The sequence below is a fragment of the Paenibacillus sp. FSL F4-0097 genome (assembly GCF_038593125.1).
Taxonomy (GTDB): domain Bacteria; phylum Bacillota; class Bacilli; order Paenibacillales; family Paenibacillaceae; genus Paenibacillus_AQ; species Paenibacillus_AQ odorifer.
On the sequence record NZ_CP151965.1, the window covers coordinates 5441781 to 5457985 of the forward strand.

The following is a 16205-nucleotide window of genomic DNA, read 5'->3' on the forward strand; positions in this document are numbered from 1 at the left end:
TTTGTATTAACGCTTCTTCAAGCCGTCCGCCAATGCGTATCCAACCTTCCAGATATCGCCTGCGCCCATCGTAATCACCAGGTCACCTGGGGCAATACGAGGTTTCAGATCAGCAAGCACATCTTCTTTGGTTGGCAGATGTCTTGCACCGGCGTTACTGTTCTGCACAATAAGCTCAACCAGCTTCGCAGATGTAACCCCCTCAATCTGCTTCTCACCTGCCGGAGAGTAGATGTCGGTAATAATCACTTCATCTGCTTCGCTAAAGGCGCGGCTGAAGGCATCTAGCAGGAAGAACGTACGTGTATACCGCTGAGGCTGGAATACGGCAATAATCCGTTTCCCCGTTGCCTTAGCAGCACTGATTGTCGCCTGAATTTCAGTTGGGTGATGCGCATAATCATCGATGACCAGAATGTCATCGACTTCTCCGAGCACTTGAAAACGGCGCTTCGCACCATGGAATTTCACAATCGCTTCAGCGATTTTCTCAAAAGAGATTCCTGATTTCAGACAAGCGATAACCGCAGCCATTGAGTTATACAGATTGTACTGACCTGGCACGGACAGTTCAATTTGTCCCAATACTACGCCATTATGGTTCATCATATACGAAACCTGACGGTCGCCAAGAACGATGTCTGTTGCAATATAATCTGCTGTCTTCGACTTGATGCCGTAAGTAATCACCTTACCTGACACTTCAGGCAATAAAGAAATCACGTTCTCGTCATCTGCACACACAATCGCAGTGCCGTCTTCACGTGTCTGGTTCATAAACTGTACGTAAGCAGCCTTGAGACGGTTAAAATCTCCGCCGTAATTCTCCAAGTGATCTGCTTCCACATTCGTGACAATTCCAAGCCAAGGATGATAGTGCAAGAAAGAGCCATCGCTCTCATCCGCTTCCGCCACTACATAATCGCCTTGTCCTGCCTTTGCATTCGTACCGACATTCATAATCTCTCCGCCGATAATATACGTAGGATCAACTTCACACTCTTCCATTACAAGCGCGATCATGGAGGAGGTAGTTGTTTTACCATGCGCTCCGGCAACGGCTACCCCTTTACGTTCGTTCAATAAACGGGCTAACATTTGTGAGCGGTGCAGAATTGGAATCTTAAGACGCTCTGCTTCCACCCATTCCACATTATCGCTGGACAAAGCCGTTGAGTACACGACCAGATCCGCACCTTTTACTTGTTCTGCTGTATGCCCAATATAAATCTTGGCACCTTTAGCAATCAATTTATCCGTCAATTCTTGGGCAGCCACATCGGAGCCCGTAACCGTATATCCCATTTCTAGCATTACTCGGGCAATCGCGCTCATACCGTAGCCGCCGATCCCTATAAAATGCACACGTTCAGTAGTATCCAACAGTCGTCACCAGCCTTTTTCAGTATCGGGTTGCTGCAAAAGTGTACCGCGCACGTCAGAAATCAAATACAGCGTACCAGATACGACGGCAAGGTCATCCTCCGCTGTAATCGACTTCAGTTGTTGCAGCGCTTTTCCCCAATTATGTTCTACTATGATTACCAAGTTTTCCTTGGCATATTTATCCCGCAGACTTTCTGCGATAACCTGCAGATGCTCCGCGTCCATTTTGTTCTGGAAATCCGGTTCGGTCAGGATGAGCGTATCCACTATAGGCAGTATATGCTTAAAGTAGGATTCATGATGCTTATTTGCCATCATTCCCATAAGTAAATTTAATTTACCGTATTTATAGAGCTGTGGCAGGCTTTTGGCAAGGCTCTCCGCGCCTTCCGGATTATGTGCTCCATCCAGTACGATCCTCGGAGATTTACTTACCTCTTCCAGCCTTCCAGCCCAAAATGCATGACGCAATCCTTCCAGAACATCTTCATCCTCTAACATGAACGCCATATACTGGCGCAAAACTTCAAGAACCATCATGGCTCCCGCCGCATTGCTAATCTGGTGTTCGCCTTTCATCACAATCCCAAGTTCAAGCGAACGGAAGGGACCCTTAAAGTTAAAACTCTGCACATCCGCATGGATTCCAGTAGCTTCATAGCTAAAATCTTCTCCGGCAAGATAAAGAGTAGAGCGGCAAGCCGCCGCTTTCTCCTTGAGTACAGCCACGACTTCCGGTTGATTTACGCAGCTAACAACAGGTACACCGGGTTTGATAATTCCGGCTTTCTCCATTGCAACCTTCTCAAGCGTATCTCCCAAAATATCCATATGGTCATGGCCAACATTTGTAATCACCGACACGATCGGAGTAACGATGTTCGTTACATCCAGCCTTCCCCCAAGCCCAGTCTCCCATACGACAACATCCGGACAAGAAACACCCGCAAAAAATAGAATAGCCACAGCTGTAGTTACCTCAAACATCGTTGGTGAGCCAAATTCCGTTTCTGCAATCTCATCTACCAAAGGACGAAGGGTATTCACTAGCTCAAGAAGAGTTTCTTCAGGAATGTCCGTATTATTATATTGGAACCTGTTCGTGAACTTCGTAATATACGGAGACGTGAAGGTGCCTACGGAATAGCCGCTTTGCAAAAGTGCGCTTGTCAAAAAAGCACAGGTAGAGCCTTTGCCGTTCGTACCCGCCACATGAATAAATTTCAGCCGACGGTGCGGGTTTCCCAGCTTGTCCATCAACATCTCAATTCTGTCTAAACCTGGCCGGATTCCAAAAGGAATCAGGCCCTTGATCCAGTTAACCGCTTCGGTATATGTCGCAAGAGGGGCGGTGCTCCCGCCCCGATTTAGGTCATCCATGTCTCTTATCCTCTCAGCTCTGCTATGCGGGCAAGTACTCTCTCACGTTTGGCAGAATAATCTGCCTGCTTCGCCTGCTCCTCTTCGATAACTTTTGCGGGAGCTTTGGCCACGAAGCCCTGATTGCTCAACTTTTTCTCTACGCGTTCTACTTCGCTGTTCAGCGTCTGCACTTCTTTTTCCAGACGAGCGATTTCTTGTTCAATATCAATTAGCCCCGACAAAGGCAGAAGCAGTTCCGCTCCCGTTACTACAGCGGACATTACCTTGTCTGGCGTTTCCGGATTCAGACCAGCTTCGAAAGAAGAGGTATTGCAGAAACGTCCAATGTAGTTGTCGTTACGAGTAATGATGCTCAGCGTTTCTTCATTGCTCGCTTTAATAATCAATTCAACCTTCTTGCTCATCGGTACGTTCACTTCAGCACGGATATTACGAACTGCCCGGATTACATCCATCAGCAGGTTCATTTCCGCTACCGCTTGCGGGTTCTCCAGAGCAGCATCATACTCAGGCCATGCAGCCAGAGTAATTGTCTCTCCTTCATGCGGCAGATGCTGCCAGATTTCCTCCGAAATAAACGGCATAAACGGATGAATCAAGCGCATCGTGCGGTCGAGTACATAAGCAAGTACGGACTGTGTCTTCGCTTTGGCTGCGGCATCCGTTCCGTAAAGCGACAGCTTCGCGAACTCAATATACCAGTCACACAAATCGTCCCAAATGAAGTTGTACAGCTGGCGGCCGGTCTCGCCGAACTCGTACGAGTCAATTAGACGCGTAATTTCACGAGAAGTTTCGTTCAGGCGGTGCAAAATCCAACGGTCAGCCGTACTTAGCTCACCAGTAATGTCAATATTCTCGAAGCTAACTCCTTCAAGATTCATAAGGGCGAAGCGTGACGCATTCCAGATCTTATTAGCGAAATTACGCGCCTGCTCTACCTTTTCCCAGCGGAAGCGTAAATCCTGACCCGCTGTGCTGCCGGTAGAAATCATATAACGCATAGCATCTGCCCCGTACTTCTCGATAACCTCAAGCGGATCTACGCCGTTGCCGAGTGACTTGGACATTTTTTGTCCTTCAGCATCCCGTACCAAACCATGCATCAATACGTCGGAGAATGGTTTCTCTCCCGTGAATTCCAGTGCCGAGAAGATCATCCGCGCTACCCAGAAATAAATAATATCATAGCCCGTTACGAGCACATCGTTCGGATAGTAACGTTTGAAATCTGCGCTGTCTTCATTCGGCCAGCCTAGGGTTGCAAACGGCCAGAGGTTGGAGCTAAACCAAGTATCCAGAACATCCTCGTCCTGTTTCAAGTCGGTTAGGCCGCTGATCCGGCGCGCTTCTTCCTCATCATTCGCCACAACCAGCTCACCGGTAGATTCAGAATACCAAGCCGGAATACGATGTCCCCACCAAAGCTGACGGGAAATACACCAGTCGCGTACGTTTTCAATCCAGTTCAGGTAGGTTCTTTCGAACCGTTCAGGTACAAAGTTAACCCCATTACCATCCTTCTGTGCATTGATGGCAGCTTCGGCGAGCGGCTGCATCTTCACGAACCATTGTGTGGACAGGTACGGCTCAACAACAGCTCCTGAACGTTCACTGTGTCCAACTTGATGCACATGATCTTCAATAGAGATCAGAACGCCTTGCTCCTTCAGATCCGCTGTGATGGCCTTACGGCATTCACTCCGGTCTTGACCTTGGTAAGGTCCTGCTTCTTCGTTCATTGTGCCGCTCTCATCCATTACGTTGATCTGCGGCAGATTATGACGTTGACCTACCTCGAAGTCATTTGGATCATGAGCTGGCGTGATCTTAACCGCACCGCTGCCAAACTCTTTATCTACATACTCGTCAGCGATAATTGGAATCTCCCGGCCGATAATCGGCAGGATCAGCGTTTTGCCAATCAGATCTTTATAACGATCATCCTCAGGATGAACAGCAACTGCCGTATCACCCAACATCGTCTCCGGACGTGTGGTCGCTACAGTGATATGTCCGCTGCCATCTTTAAGTGGGTAACGCAGATGGTACAGATGACCGTTAACTTCCTTATATTCAACCTCGATATCCGACAACGCCGTACGAGCCGCCGGGTCCCAGTTGATGATACGTTTACCGCGGTAGATCAAGCCTTTATTATAAAGCTTAACAAATACCTCGCGAACTCCCTTCGACAAACCCTCATCGAGGGTAAAACGCTCGCGGGAGTAGTCAAGGGAAAGTCCCATTTTAGCCCACTGCTCATGAATGGTGTTTGCGTATTTGTCTTTCCAATCCCACACCTGCTCCAGAAACTTCTCACGTCCGAGGTCATGTCTGGAAATCCCCTGCTCGCGCAGCTTCTGCTCTACCTTCGTTTGTGTTGCAATACCTGCGTGGTCCGTACCTGGCAACCAAAGCGTATCGAAGCCCTGCATCCGTTTGGTACGAATCAGGATATCCTGTAATGTGAAATCGAGCGCATGCCCGATGTGCAGCATTCCTGTTACGTTTGGCGGCGGGATCACAATGCTATAGGCTTGAGCATCCGGACGCTGGCCTGCACGGAAATATCCGCCCTCTGTCCAGTAGGAATACCATTTCTGTTCTGCTGCCTTCGGATCATACGTTGTTGGCATCTCGTTTTTAGATTCATTCGTAGCGGCAGCATCTGCCGCTGTTAGATGGTTTTGGTCAGCCATTCTCTGATACCTCCACTAGTTTACTTGTAGTTGCTTATAGTTGTTAATAAAGTTGCTGTATAGAGCGCACAGGTCTCTGAAAAAAACAAAAAGACCCCTCGTCTCAAAGGACGAAAGGTCATTCTTTCGCGGTACCACCTTTGTTTCGCGCCAATGAAAAATAAAACTACACTTCTTACCCAACGGATTCAGAAGCTTAGCGCGACACTCGTACAGATAACGGCTGCTACCGGCCACAACCTAACTTATCCTTCATAGATATGAAGATAAGCTCAGAAGGGCGACTCCGGGGCGACTTCGGGGGCTGTTTCCTACGGAATGTCACAGCACTTGCAATTCCGCTCTCTGAAGGGCTGACCGCCTACTCTTCCCGTTCCCAGTCTTTACTTAGATATTGCTTACTCCATAATACATTTTGAGCCCCCCCTAGTCAACCTGGATACGCCTTTGCAGCGGGACTTTAGGCTGAATTTCGACTTATTTCTTCTGAAGCATTCATTCCAACAATGAAACAGCAAAAATCCCGACCCTAATACCTGATCGGGATTCACCTATTCATTTGTGTACGCATCACGATTCGATTACGGGATGTACAACACTTGGCCTTCCTCTACACTCTGCCCGGACAAGCGATTATACATCACCAGCTCCCGCGCACTTAGCTGATACTTCTCTGCAATGGTATCCAGTGTTTCTTCACGCTGTACAATACACAGCCGAACTTTGCGGAACATGTTAGCTCCGTCCGCGCTGGCAATGAATCTGCTCTTCCATTCCGTATTATTACCAACCTCTGGAACGTCCACTGCTGCAGATGTGTTTCCTTCCGACTGCAGAGCTTCCTGCTCTTTACGGACACGACTGGAGCTTAGTAAAGAGGAGAAGGTGAGATGTTCTTTTTCCGGAACCTCTGCTTCTTTTTTACTGCCCAAGGCGATCTTAAGATCTTGTTTCTCCTCATGAGAAGCCACACTCTCTTGTGAAACAAAAACTTCGTTCGCATTCTCATGGATGGGTTCAGCGTTCTCATCCTGTTCATGAAGCTCATGATTAGCCTCACTCTCAGAAGCAAATACAGGTATATCTTGATTCGCTTCTGCACTAGCCGTTGGAACAACGGTCTCTCTAGAAGCAAAAGAATATTCCTCTTCCGGCTGCTGCTTCTCTTCGCTCACATAACTTGCTTGATTCAGCTGGGACACTTCAGCTTCCTTGATCTGTGGCTCGGCTTTAAACCAGTAATCGGATAAACCCGCTTTGGCATCCTCTGCTTGTGACTCTAGACTATGTGTCCGGGCTTTTGCGCCCTTGTCCTTCTCCTGAGCGGATGAGAAATTGACTACAGGGGACGTATGAGCCGCTCCGCTTGAGACTAGTAACTCCTGTGCGTCCTCAGCCGCATCGGCCTGTTCATGTTCTTCTACAGCAACCTGTGATGCATCTTCACCAAAGGTCCACTGTGAATTTTCATAAAGGGTATCATTTTCGTGTTCTTGGTGCTCAGCAGTTGCTTCTATCACCCTGTCATCATTAACAGGAGAATAGGCGACTGTATACTCCTCTTGCTGCCAGGCCGGTTGAGGTTGAGGATCCGTACTACCGATCCCCCGCAGCGATAGTACACCTGTTATATTCACAGTGCGCATCGTGAGCAGATCAATATCAAAATTCTCGATCTCCACCCCAATATCTTCAATCGAGCTGACGCGTGTAAGCGGAACAGTGATTTCGACGGGAATGGCATGCTCCAGACGTTGTGTTCGGTCATCTTCACTCCGGTAAAGCCCGGTAAGCAACAGCTGACCATATAACTCGGCCCGATCCTCCCGCTGAATCACCTGAATTTCCGGAAGTAGTTCAACCTCCTCCAGCTCAGCTATTCCCGGAAGCTCTTCCGAAAGGTGAATGCGTTCGTAAATATCAAACCGCAAGCCGTGGGACTGATCAAACACGGGATATGTCCTCCTTCTTGGCATAATCTAACCCTGAGACAGGCCCAGAGCATAAGCCCAAAATGTTACTCCCCACATGTATATGCTTCAAACAGAGAGGCATGACAACTTTGGTAGTACTAACCGGACAGGATGCTAATAAATTTCATGAATTTAAGAGCTCATCAAACCTTCAGCCTGCTGATAGATGCACTACTTCGTAAGAACAAAGTATTATATGCTGCTTTTATTAATAAGACATGGATAGATGTTTTTTTTCTGAAAAAAATAGAAAAAGAACAGCAGAACCAGCCTTTGCTGATTCTACTGTTCTTTAGTTGCTTACGTATCCGTCAGGGTGCTTCAGACAGCAGCTCTCGCAGCTGCAGCATATCCTCCGGCCACGGATCGCTGACTTCCAGCTGTTCTCCGCTCCAAGGATGGCGGAAGGACAACGACTCGCCATGCAGGGCATGGCGGCCGGCAGCGCTGGAAGCCCAAACCGGGCCGCCATATAGTTCATCCCCATACAAGGGATGACCCATATGGCTGAGATGGACGCGAATCTGATGCGTCCGCCCGGTCTCCAGCTGCACATGCACCAGGCTTCCGCCATGCAGTGCCTCGCGCTCGATGATTCGCGTCGCGGCAGATTGTCCGCCGGGCGAGACCCGTCTGCGCGCAGCGTGATGCCGATCGCGCCCAATCGGGGCATCGATCACCTTAAGCACAGGCGGCACTGTGCCTTCGACGATCGCGGCGTAGTGCCGTGAGATGCTTTTTTCACGCATATTCTCGTCCAGAACTAACTGTGCGAACTCATTTTTCGCATACATCACCGGACCCGTTGTATCTTTGTCCAAGCGGTGAATATGGCGCACAGCCACACTCTCGCCGGAAGTGATATAATGCGCAGCTACGAGGTGATCCAGAGTTACACCTGTTCCACTGCCATCTGGATGAACCGCCATCCCAGCTGGTTTATGAGCTACCAGGCAAAAATCATCCTCGTACAGCACCTCAAGCTCTTCCCATATCGGTTCAATCCCCGCTTCACGATCGGGAAAAAGTGCCAGCCGAAGCCGGTCACCTTTCCACTGAATACCTCCCTCGCGGCGTAACCGCAGATGAAGTTTCTCGGGCATGCCCACAGTTTCTAGCAGCCACTTATCAATCGTCGCCTGCGTATCCTCAGCTCCAGTAATGATTTTGCCGGGTGTTACCTCCAGCCATTCTCCACGCCGAGTCCAAGCGCCACCACCGGTTGTTTCTCCGGCTCCGATGCTCAAAGGGCCTTCAGGGCATTATAATGGCCCTCAATGGTATCATCAATATCCTGCTCACTATGTGCAGCCGATACGAACATACCCTCAAACTGTGAAGGTGGCACACTGATGCCTTGGCTCACCATATGACCAAAATAACGACGGAAAAGATCCGTGTCACTCGTCTTAGCCGTTTCAAAATTGATTACAGGTCCTTCAGTGAAGAATGGACAAACCATTGATCCTACCCGGTTGATCGTGAGCGGAATGCCAGTCTCGATTGAATTCTTTCTCAAACCCGCTTCCAGACGTGCACCCAACTGTTCCAGTCGGTCATATACTTCCGGTGTCAACAGCTTGAGCGTAGTATATCCGGCTGCCATCGCTAATGGATTACCACTTAGTGTGCCCGCCTGATAAATCGGTCCAGTAGGAGCGATTTGCTCCATGATCTCTCTTTTCCCGCCATAAGCACCCACTGGAAGTCCGCCGCCGATAACTTTGCCAAAACAAGTAATATCCGGAGTAATCCCGAACAAGCCTTGAGCACAGCCGCGATTAACACGGAAGCCTGTCATAACCTCATCAAAAATAAGCAGCGAACCATTGTCAGAAGTTAATTTACGCAGCCCTTCCAGGAAGCCTGGAAGCGGTGGAACAACGCCCATGTTGCCGGCAATCGGCTCTACGATCACTGCCGCAATCTCATTGCCAAAACGTTCGAAAGCAATCTGAGTGGACTCCAAATCATTGTAAGGAACCGTAATGGTATTCATTGCAACGCCTTCTGGGACACCCGGGCTATCCGGCAATCCCAATGTAGCTACACCAGAGCCAGCCTTAATAAGCAAACTATCCGCGTGACCGTGGTAGGAGCCTTCGAACTTCAAGATCTTGCTGCGTCCAGTGTAACCACGTGCCAAACGAATCGCGCTCATCGTAGCTTCCGTTCCGGAGTTAACCATGCGCACGATATCTACAGATGCCACACGTTCAACAACGGTTTTTGCCATTTCCGTTTCGAGTAGCGTTGGGGCGCCAAAGCTTGTCCCTTTTACCGCCGTCTCCTGCAATGCCTTCACAACCTCAGGATGCGCATGACCCATAATCAGCGGACCCCATGAGAGCACATAGTCGATAAAGCTGTTGCCGTCGATATCAAAAATACGCGAACCGATCCCATGATCCACATAAATCGGAGTCAGACCTACGGATTTAAACGCCCGTACAGGGCTGTTCACCCCGCCGGGAATATATTGTTTTGCTTCATCAAAAGCCTTCCGGGACGCTTCCTCTTTACGCGCCATTGGCACATTACTCATGTATCTTCACTCCTATTCTCTTCTTGGTTACACAAGCTTGTACAAACATATATTAGCTGCCGCGATGTTGGTGTGATGAAGATTAGCCTCGCAGCCAGCGGGCTGCATCTTTTGCAAAATAAGTAATAATAATGTCCGCACCAGCGCGTTTCATGCCCGTCAGCATTTCCAGCACAACGGCTTGCTCGTCGATCCAGCCTTGTAATGCCGCTGCTTTTACCATGGAATATTCTCCACTCACATTATAAGCCACCAAAGGAAGATCAAACTGATCACGAATCGTACGAATCACATCTAGGTAAGCCAGGGCTGGCTTCACCATTAACATATCCGCGCCTTCCAACACATCGGATTCTGCTTCACGGAGCGCTTCGCGCAGATTGGCAGGGTCCATTTGATACGTTTTGCGATTCCCGAATTGTGGCGCTGAATCCGCTGCTTCGCGGAAAGGGCCATAAAATGCCGAAGCATATTTGACCGAATACGACATAATCGGCACATGCTCAAAACCGTTCTCATCAAGTCCCGCACGAATCGCGTGAACGAATCCATCCATCATGTTGGAAGGGGCGATAATATCTGCTCCAGCTTTTGCTTGGGATACCGCCGTACGAGTCAAAAGCTCCAGCGAAGCATCGTTGATAACATCGCCATGTACCACACCATTCACCGTATGCGTATGCACCATTCCACAATGTCCGTGATCCGTAAATTCACAAAGGCAGGTATCTGCAACGACCAACAGCTCTGGGTACCAGTGCTTGATCAAGCGAGTAGCCTCTTGCACAATTCCATCCTCTGCAAAACCGGAAGAACCGATAGCATCCTTCGTCTCAGGAATCCCGAACAACAATACAGCCGGGATGCCTAGTGCGGCGATCTCGTCCACTTCTGCTTTTAACGTATCCAGCGAAAAATGATACACGCCCGGCATCGAGCTAATCTCATTCTTCACACCTGTTCCATAAGTCACAAAAATAGGCTGTACCATATCCAGCACATTCAGTATCGTCTCCCGCACCATGCCACGAATTCCAGCAGAACCGCGCAAACGGCGGTGACGTGTAATTGGAAAGCTCATTTGTTCATCCTCCTGAAAAATAAAATATAAAACCAAATTATGTGTCTGGCAGCAAACCACAACTAGCCGCAGCCAAGTCCAAATTAGCCGCAACCAAACCGCCGACCACTGGCTAACTGCGTATAGTTGTAGTTTGTGCAACTATCTCGATGTTTTGTCCTAATTGTAAGCTTAGTTGCATTCTCTACAGTTATTTATTACAAAAGAGCGAAGATTCCTCATTTAGCGGATATTTAATTGTACATACTACAACTAAACTCGACTTTAGCTGATATATAGGAAATTTAATTGTATGAAGTACAACTAAAACTAAAATTCAAGCAGATCTGATCACATTAACCTACTGCATATTCTCTACATACCAGTTAGTTTACAACCAAATATTATACTCCGAACTCCATAAGTAACTACTTTCGGAGTTCAATTTATATGTTACTTGAAGGTTGCGATGTGGCACTTTTGAGCGTAGATATAACGGCGAGCAAACCAACACATGCAATTAGTAAATGTAAGCGCAGACTCAACTACCAATTCACACGTAAACCCAACTATTTAGCAACTACCAGCTCACATGTAACCACGAACTATTTAGTAACTACGAACTCACATATAACCACCAACTATTTAGTAACTACCAACTCACATGTAACTACGAACTATTTAGTAACTACGAACAAAACTCTAGCCTGTAATGTAACTAATTATAAGCTGAGCGCTATATTTCTAAGCAGGCACTGCCTTTCTCCGTTGAACAGCTACTACTCTCCCCGCAGAGTAATCAGCTTCTACCTTCCCACCAGAAAGTAAGCTAAACAAGCCAAGCTCACCAGTAAACTATTGCTTCGTTCTATCCTCGATCCGAGCGCTACTGCAGCTGAGTCTCCGCATTCCAGCGGCAGAGCTCCTGCACCAAACCATCTATGGTTGCCTCTTCAGGCAAGAGTCCCGGTGTCAGTCCCGCGTCTACCGCAGTCTGCTCCGTTAACGGGCCGATGCAGGCGATTTTCACGTTTGCAAGTAGCGGGAGCGGATCTTCAAGTCCCATCCGTTTCAGGATGTGTATGAAATTACGCACGGTTGACGAGCTGGTGAAGGTTACCGCGTGTACGCGACCTTCCTCTAGCAGCTTCAACAACTCGTCGTCATCCTCACCAGTGACAACCGTCTCATAAGTATCCACGTCTGTCACCTGAAGGCCAAGCTCTCTCAGCTTGTCCGGCAGCCAGTCCCGCGCCAGATCGCCGCGCGGCAAAAGCACGTTCTGCCCCGGCAGCAGCTGGGGACCGAACGTCTCAATCAGACCTTCCGCCTGAAACTTCGCCGGAAGTTCCTCAGCGATCACCCCGCGCTGCGCCAGCGCGGCGGCTGTGCCTGGCCCCACCGCTGCAATACGCGCGCGGTGTAGCCCGCGAATGTCCGCCCCCAGCTCCGCCAAGTGGCGCCAAAAAAACTCCACGCCGTTCGGGCTAGTGAAGAATACCCAGTCATACGATTCCAGCGCGCCAAACGCCGCTGCAATCTTCGCCTTCTTCTCTGCCCCTTCCGGCATGATCGTCTCGATCACCGGGAACTCGTAGGGTTCCCCGCCGAGTTCTTCAATTCTATCCACCAGCTCGCTTGCTTGGCTGCGAGCCCGTGTCACCACGATGCGTTTGCCGAATAACGGCATCGCCTCGACCCACTTCAGCTGCTCACGCTGCAGCACCACGTCGCCGACGACGATGACTGCCGGCGGCTGAAAATCCGCCGCCTTCACCTTCGCCTCAATATCGGCGAGGGTTCCCGTCAGCGTCTCCTGATCCGCGCGGGTGCCCCAGCGCACAAGTGCCACTGGTGTTTCTGGCGGCCGCCCGTGCTTGATCAGCTGAGCGCTGATATAACCTATTTTAGCTACGCCCATCAGAAACACTAACGTGCCTGTGGCGTTCGTTACTTTATCCCAATGTATGGAATGATCCAGTTTATCCGGACTCTCATGCCCGGTGATAATCGACAGGGAAGAGGCATGATCGCGGTGCGTAACAGGTATACCCGCATAGGCAGGTACACTGATCGCTGACGTGATGCCTGGTACGATTTCGTAATAGATCCCATTTTTGCGCAGCAGCTCCGCTTCTTCACCCACTCGGCCAAAAATCGTAGGGTCCCCACCCTTAAGCCGCACCACTGTTTTCCCCTGTAAAGCCAAATCAACTAACAATTGATTAATCTCTTCCTGCTTCATCGTGTGGCGATCCGGGAGCTTGCCCACATAAATCTTCTCCCCGCCGGGTTTCATGCATTTCAGCAATCTAGGACTTGCCAAGCGATCATACACCAGTACGTCGCTTTTTTGGATACACTCGAGGCCTTTCACAGTAATCAGCTTTGCGTCCCCGGGACCTGCACCTACCAAATAAACCTTCCCCGTCAATCCACTCATCCCCTAACGTCTGACAGTATCTTCTCCGCTCCTCTTGCAATCAGCTTTTTAGCGACTTCTTCGCCGAGCTGTACCGGGTCAATCCCCGTGCAAGTTTCTTTCAAAATCGTTGAACCGTCCGGTGTTCCCACCATCCCCGTTAACGAGATTACTTTGTGCTCAGCGGTAGCAGCTTTGTCGGCTGCGTCAAGCACCGCATGAGCACCAATCGGCACTTGGCAGCCGCCATTCAGCACGCCAAGGAACGTGCGCTCCGCCGCTACCGTCAACGCCGTATCGGCATCGTTGTATAACGCCAGCAGCTTCCGCAGGTCAGCGTCATCTGCGCGGCACTGGATGCCGAGTGCACCCTGCCCTACTGCGGGCAGGCAAACCTCCGGCGGCAGGTAGGCGCTCACGCGATCCTGCCAGCCCATGCGCGACAGCCCCGCCGCTGCCAGCAGGATTGCGTCGTATTCCCCGCTCTCCAGCTTGCGCAGCCGCGAGTCAATGTTGCCGCGCACGGGCTCAATGACCAGATCAGGCCGCAGCGCAGCAAGCTGGCTGGATCGGCGTAGGCTGCTTGTGCCTACGCGTGCACCCTGAGGCAGCTCGTCTAGCGAGACGCCTCCGTTAGAGATCAAAACATCACGCGGATCGACACGCTTCGGCACAGCACCATTGATCAGCCCATCCGGTAACTCGGATGGCATATCCTTCATGCTGTGCACCGCCATGTCGATTTCTTTTTCCAGCATCGCTTGCTCGATTTCCTTCACGAACAACCCTTTGCCGCCTACCTTGGATAAAGTAACGTCAAGAATGCGGTCACCTTTGGTGACGATCTTTTTCACTTCAAAAGTAAATCCAAAACCATGCTCTTCGCTAAGTCGCTCCAAATCAGCAATCACATGTCCCGTTTGCGTCAACGCAAGCGCGCTCTGTCTACTCCCCACTATAACCTTACGCATTGTCCATTCCTCCTGGTAACGTTCGCCTCTTACTCTTCACCACAGAACCTTGCACTAGAAATCCAAACCCAAACTAACCAATTAACTACTCTCACTCTAAAAAAGGCATTATTGCCTTTGAATTCGCTACTTCGGATGACTCCCACCAACCTGAGGCATTCTTGCCTTTCATTTGGCTCCTTCGGCGACTGTGGCTCGTTTAGAGGGCATTGTTACCGTTCATTCCGCCATCACAGCTACTTAAGTCCAATTCAACGGGATTTATACCGTTCATTCCACCCTCTAAGCCACTTCAGCCGAATTCAACAGTATTTATACCGTTCATTTCACCAAACTAGCTACTTCAACCCAATTCAACGGGATTTATACCGTTCATTTCACCATTCCAGTTACTTCAGCCCAATTCAACGGGATTTATACCGTTCATTTCACCATTCCAGTTACTTCAACCCAGTTCAACGGGATTTATACCGTTCATTTCACCAATCCAGCCACTTCATACCAATTCAACGGGATTTATACCGTTCATTTCACCAAACTAGCTACTTCAACCCAATTCAACAGTATTTATACCGCTCATTTCGCCATCCTAGCCACTACGAGCCAATTCAACAGTATTTATACCGTTCATTCCGCCATCCTAGCCACTACGTGCCAATTCAGCGGGATTTATACCGTTCATTTCGCCCTTCCAGCTACTTCAACCCAGTTCAACGGGATTTATACCGTTCATTTCACCAAACTAGCTACTTCAACCCAATTCAACAGTATTTATACCGCTCATTTCGCCATTCCAGTTACTTCAACCCAGTTCAACGGGATTTATACCGTTCATTTCACCAAACTAGCTACTTCAACCCAATTCAACAGTATTTATACCGCTCATTTCGCCATCCTAGCCACTACGAGCCAATTCAACAGTATTTATACCGCACATTCCGCCATTCCAGCTACTTCATCCCAATTTAACAGTATTTATACCGTACATTTCGCCATGCTAGCCACTACGAGCCAATTCAGCTATTCATTATGGTTACCCAAACAACCGCTCATCACTTCATATCTTAATCTAACCCAATTTTCTAATCTTTACAGTGTCCACGCGCACTTTTACTCCACCCGTTGCTGAGCAATCCAAGCGTCCATATCCTCCGGGCTCCACGCTATGAAGGTACCCTTACTCATCTCGTTCAACACATCCAGCGTGCCAAGCTTCCGCAAAAGCCTTCCACGAACTTCAGTAGAAGGTTCTTTTTCCTTAATCCGGGTACGCATGGCATGCACAAAATCCAAATATGGCTCATACGCCGCATCCAGCGCTTTTTCAAGCACATTTTTGATCTTCGTTGCCGCAAGCGGGCCAGCACCCGAAGTAGATACAGCTACCGTCAAACGTCCCCTCCGAACCACTCCGGGCGTGATAAAGTTTCCCGCTTCCGCATGACTGGCCACATTCACATGAATTCCAAGCCGTCTAGACTCCCGCGCAACCTCTTCATTAACCGCCCTATCGTTAGTGGCTGCATATACGAGAAAGGCCCCACGGAGATCTCCGGGAGCATAAGTACGGTCCATCCAGATCAGAAGACCTTTTTCAGCTAGAGAATCAAGCGGATCTGTCAAAGAAGGACTAATCACCTTAACCGCCGCTCCAGCTTCCAACAGCCCGCTCACCTTACGTTCAGCCACGACACCACCGCCAATAACCACACAGTGCTGCCCTTCACAATCCAGCATTATGGGTAAATAACGCGTCATGCCCC

Annotated in this window: 10 protein-coding genes and 1 other annotated feature; all 10 genes read right to left on the bottom strand. The window is 49.4% G+C overall.

Going from position 1 to position 16205, the window contains the following annotated elements; genetic code table 11:
* Positions 1-6: 6 nt before the first annotated feature.
* Positions 7-1383: a UDP-N-acetylmuramate--L-alanine ligase gene (murC, locus tag MHH86_RS24450; protein WP_076147960.1), complete on the bottom strand. Its 1377-nt coding sequence runs from the start codon at positions 1381-1383 to the stop codon at positions 7-9.
* 6 nt (positions 1384-1389) lie between these two features.
* On the bottom strand, positions 1390-2766 hold the full coding sequence (locus MHH86_RS24455) for a folylpolyglutamate synthase/dihydrofolate synthase family protein (RefSeq protein ID WP_342479448.1): 1377 nt from the start codon (positions 2764-2766) through the stop codon (positions 1390-1392).
* Positions 2767-2771: 5 nt separating this feature from the next.
* Positions 2772-5471 carry a valine--tRNA ligase gene (locus tag MHH86_RS24460; RefSeq protein WP_342479449.1) on the bottom strand — a complete coding sequence of 900 codons (2700 nt, stop codon included), beginning with the start codon at positions 5469-5471 and terminating at the stop codon, positions 2772-2774.
* Between the two features lie 103 nt (positions 5472-5574).
* Positions 5575-5858 (bottom strand) — a binding site (T-box leader).
* Positions 5859-6052: 194 nt separating this feature from the next.
* The gene (locus tag MHH86_RS24465; RefSeq protein WP_076105533.1) at positions 6053-7423 is read right to left on the bottom strand and encodes a LysM peptidoglycan-binding domain-containing protein; all 1371 of its coding nucleotides are present in this window, start codon (positions 7421-7423) and stop codon (positions 6053-6055) included.
* Positions 7424-7755: 332 nt separating this feature from the next.
* The gene (locus tag MHH86_RS24470) at positions 7756-8691 is read right to left on the bottom strand and encodes an RluA family pseudouridine synthase (protein ID WP_249267762.1); all 936 of its coding nucleotides are present in this window, start codon (positions 8689-8691) and stop codon (positions 7756-7758) included.
* A complete protein-coding gene (gene hemL, locus MHH86_RS24475) occupies positions 8688-9974 on the bottom strand; it encodes a glutamate-1-semialdehyde 2,1-aminomutase (protein ID WP_036685199.1) in 1287 nt (428 codons plus the stop codon). The genes MHH86_RS24470 and hemL overlap by 4 nt, the downstream gene beginning before the upstream one ends.
* Before the next feature lie 97 nt (positions 9975-10071).
* Entirely contained in the window at positions 10072-11070 is a 999-nt protein-coding gene (gene hemB / locus MHH86_RS24480) for a porphobilinogen synthase (RefSeq protein ID WP_038573042.1), read from the bottom strand.
* A gap of 865 nt (positions 11071-11935) precedes the next feature.
* Positions 11936-13483: a uroporphyrinogen-III C-methyltransferase gene (gene cobA, locus MHH86_RS24485; protein WP_036685196.1), complete on the bottom strand. Its 1548-nt coding sequence runs from the start codon at positions 13481-13483 to the stop codon at positions 11936-11938.
* Positions 13484-13488: 5 nt separating this feature from the next.
* On the bottom strand, positions 13489-14442 hold the full coding sequence (gene hemC, locus MHH86_RS24490) for a hydroxymethylbilane synthase (protein WP_076105534.1): 954 nt from the start codon (positions 14440-14442) through the stop codon (positions 13489-13491).
* Positions 14443-15552: 1110 nt separating this feature from the next.
* Positions 15553-16200 (bottom strand): NAD(P)-dependent oxidoreductase, encoded by a 648-nt coding sequence (locus tag MHH86_RS24495; protein WP_076317204.1) that lies wholly within the window; start codon positions 16198-16200, stop codon positions 15553-15555.
* Between the last annotated feature and the right edge of the window lie 5 nt (positions 16201-16205).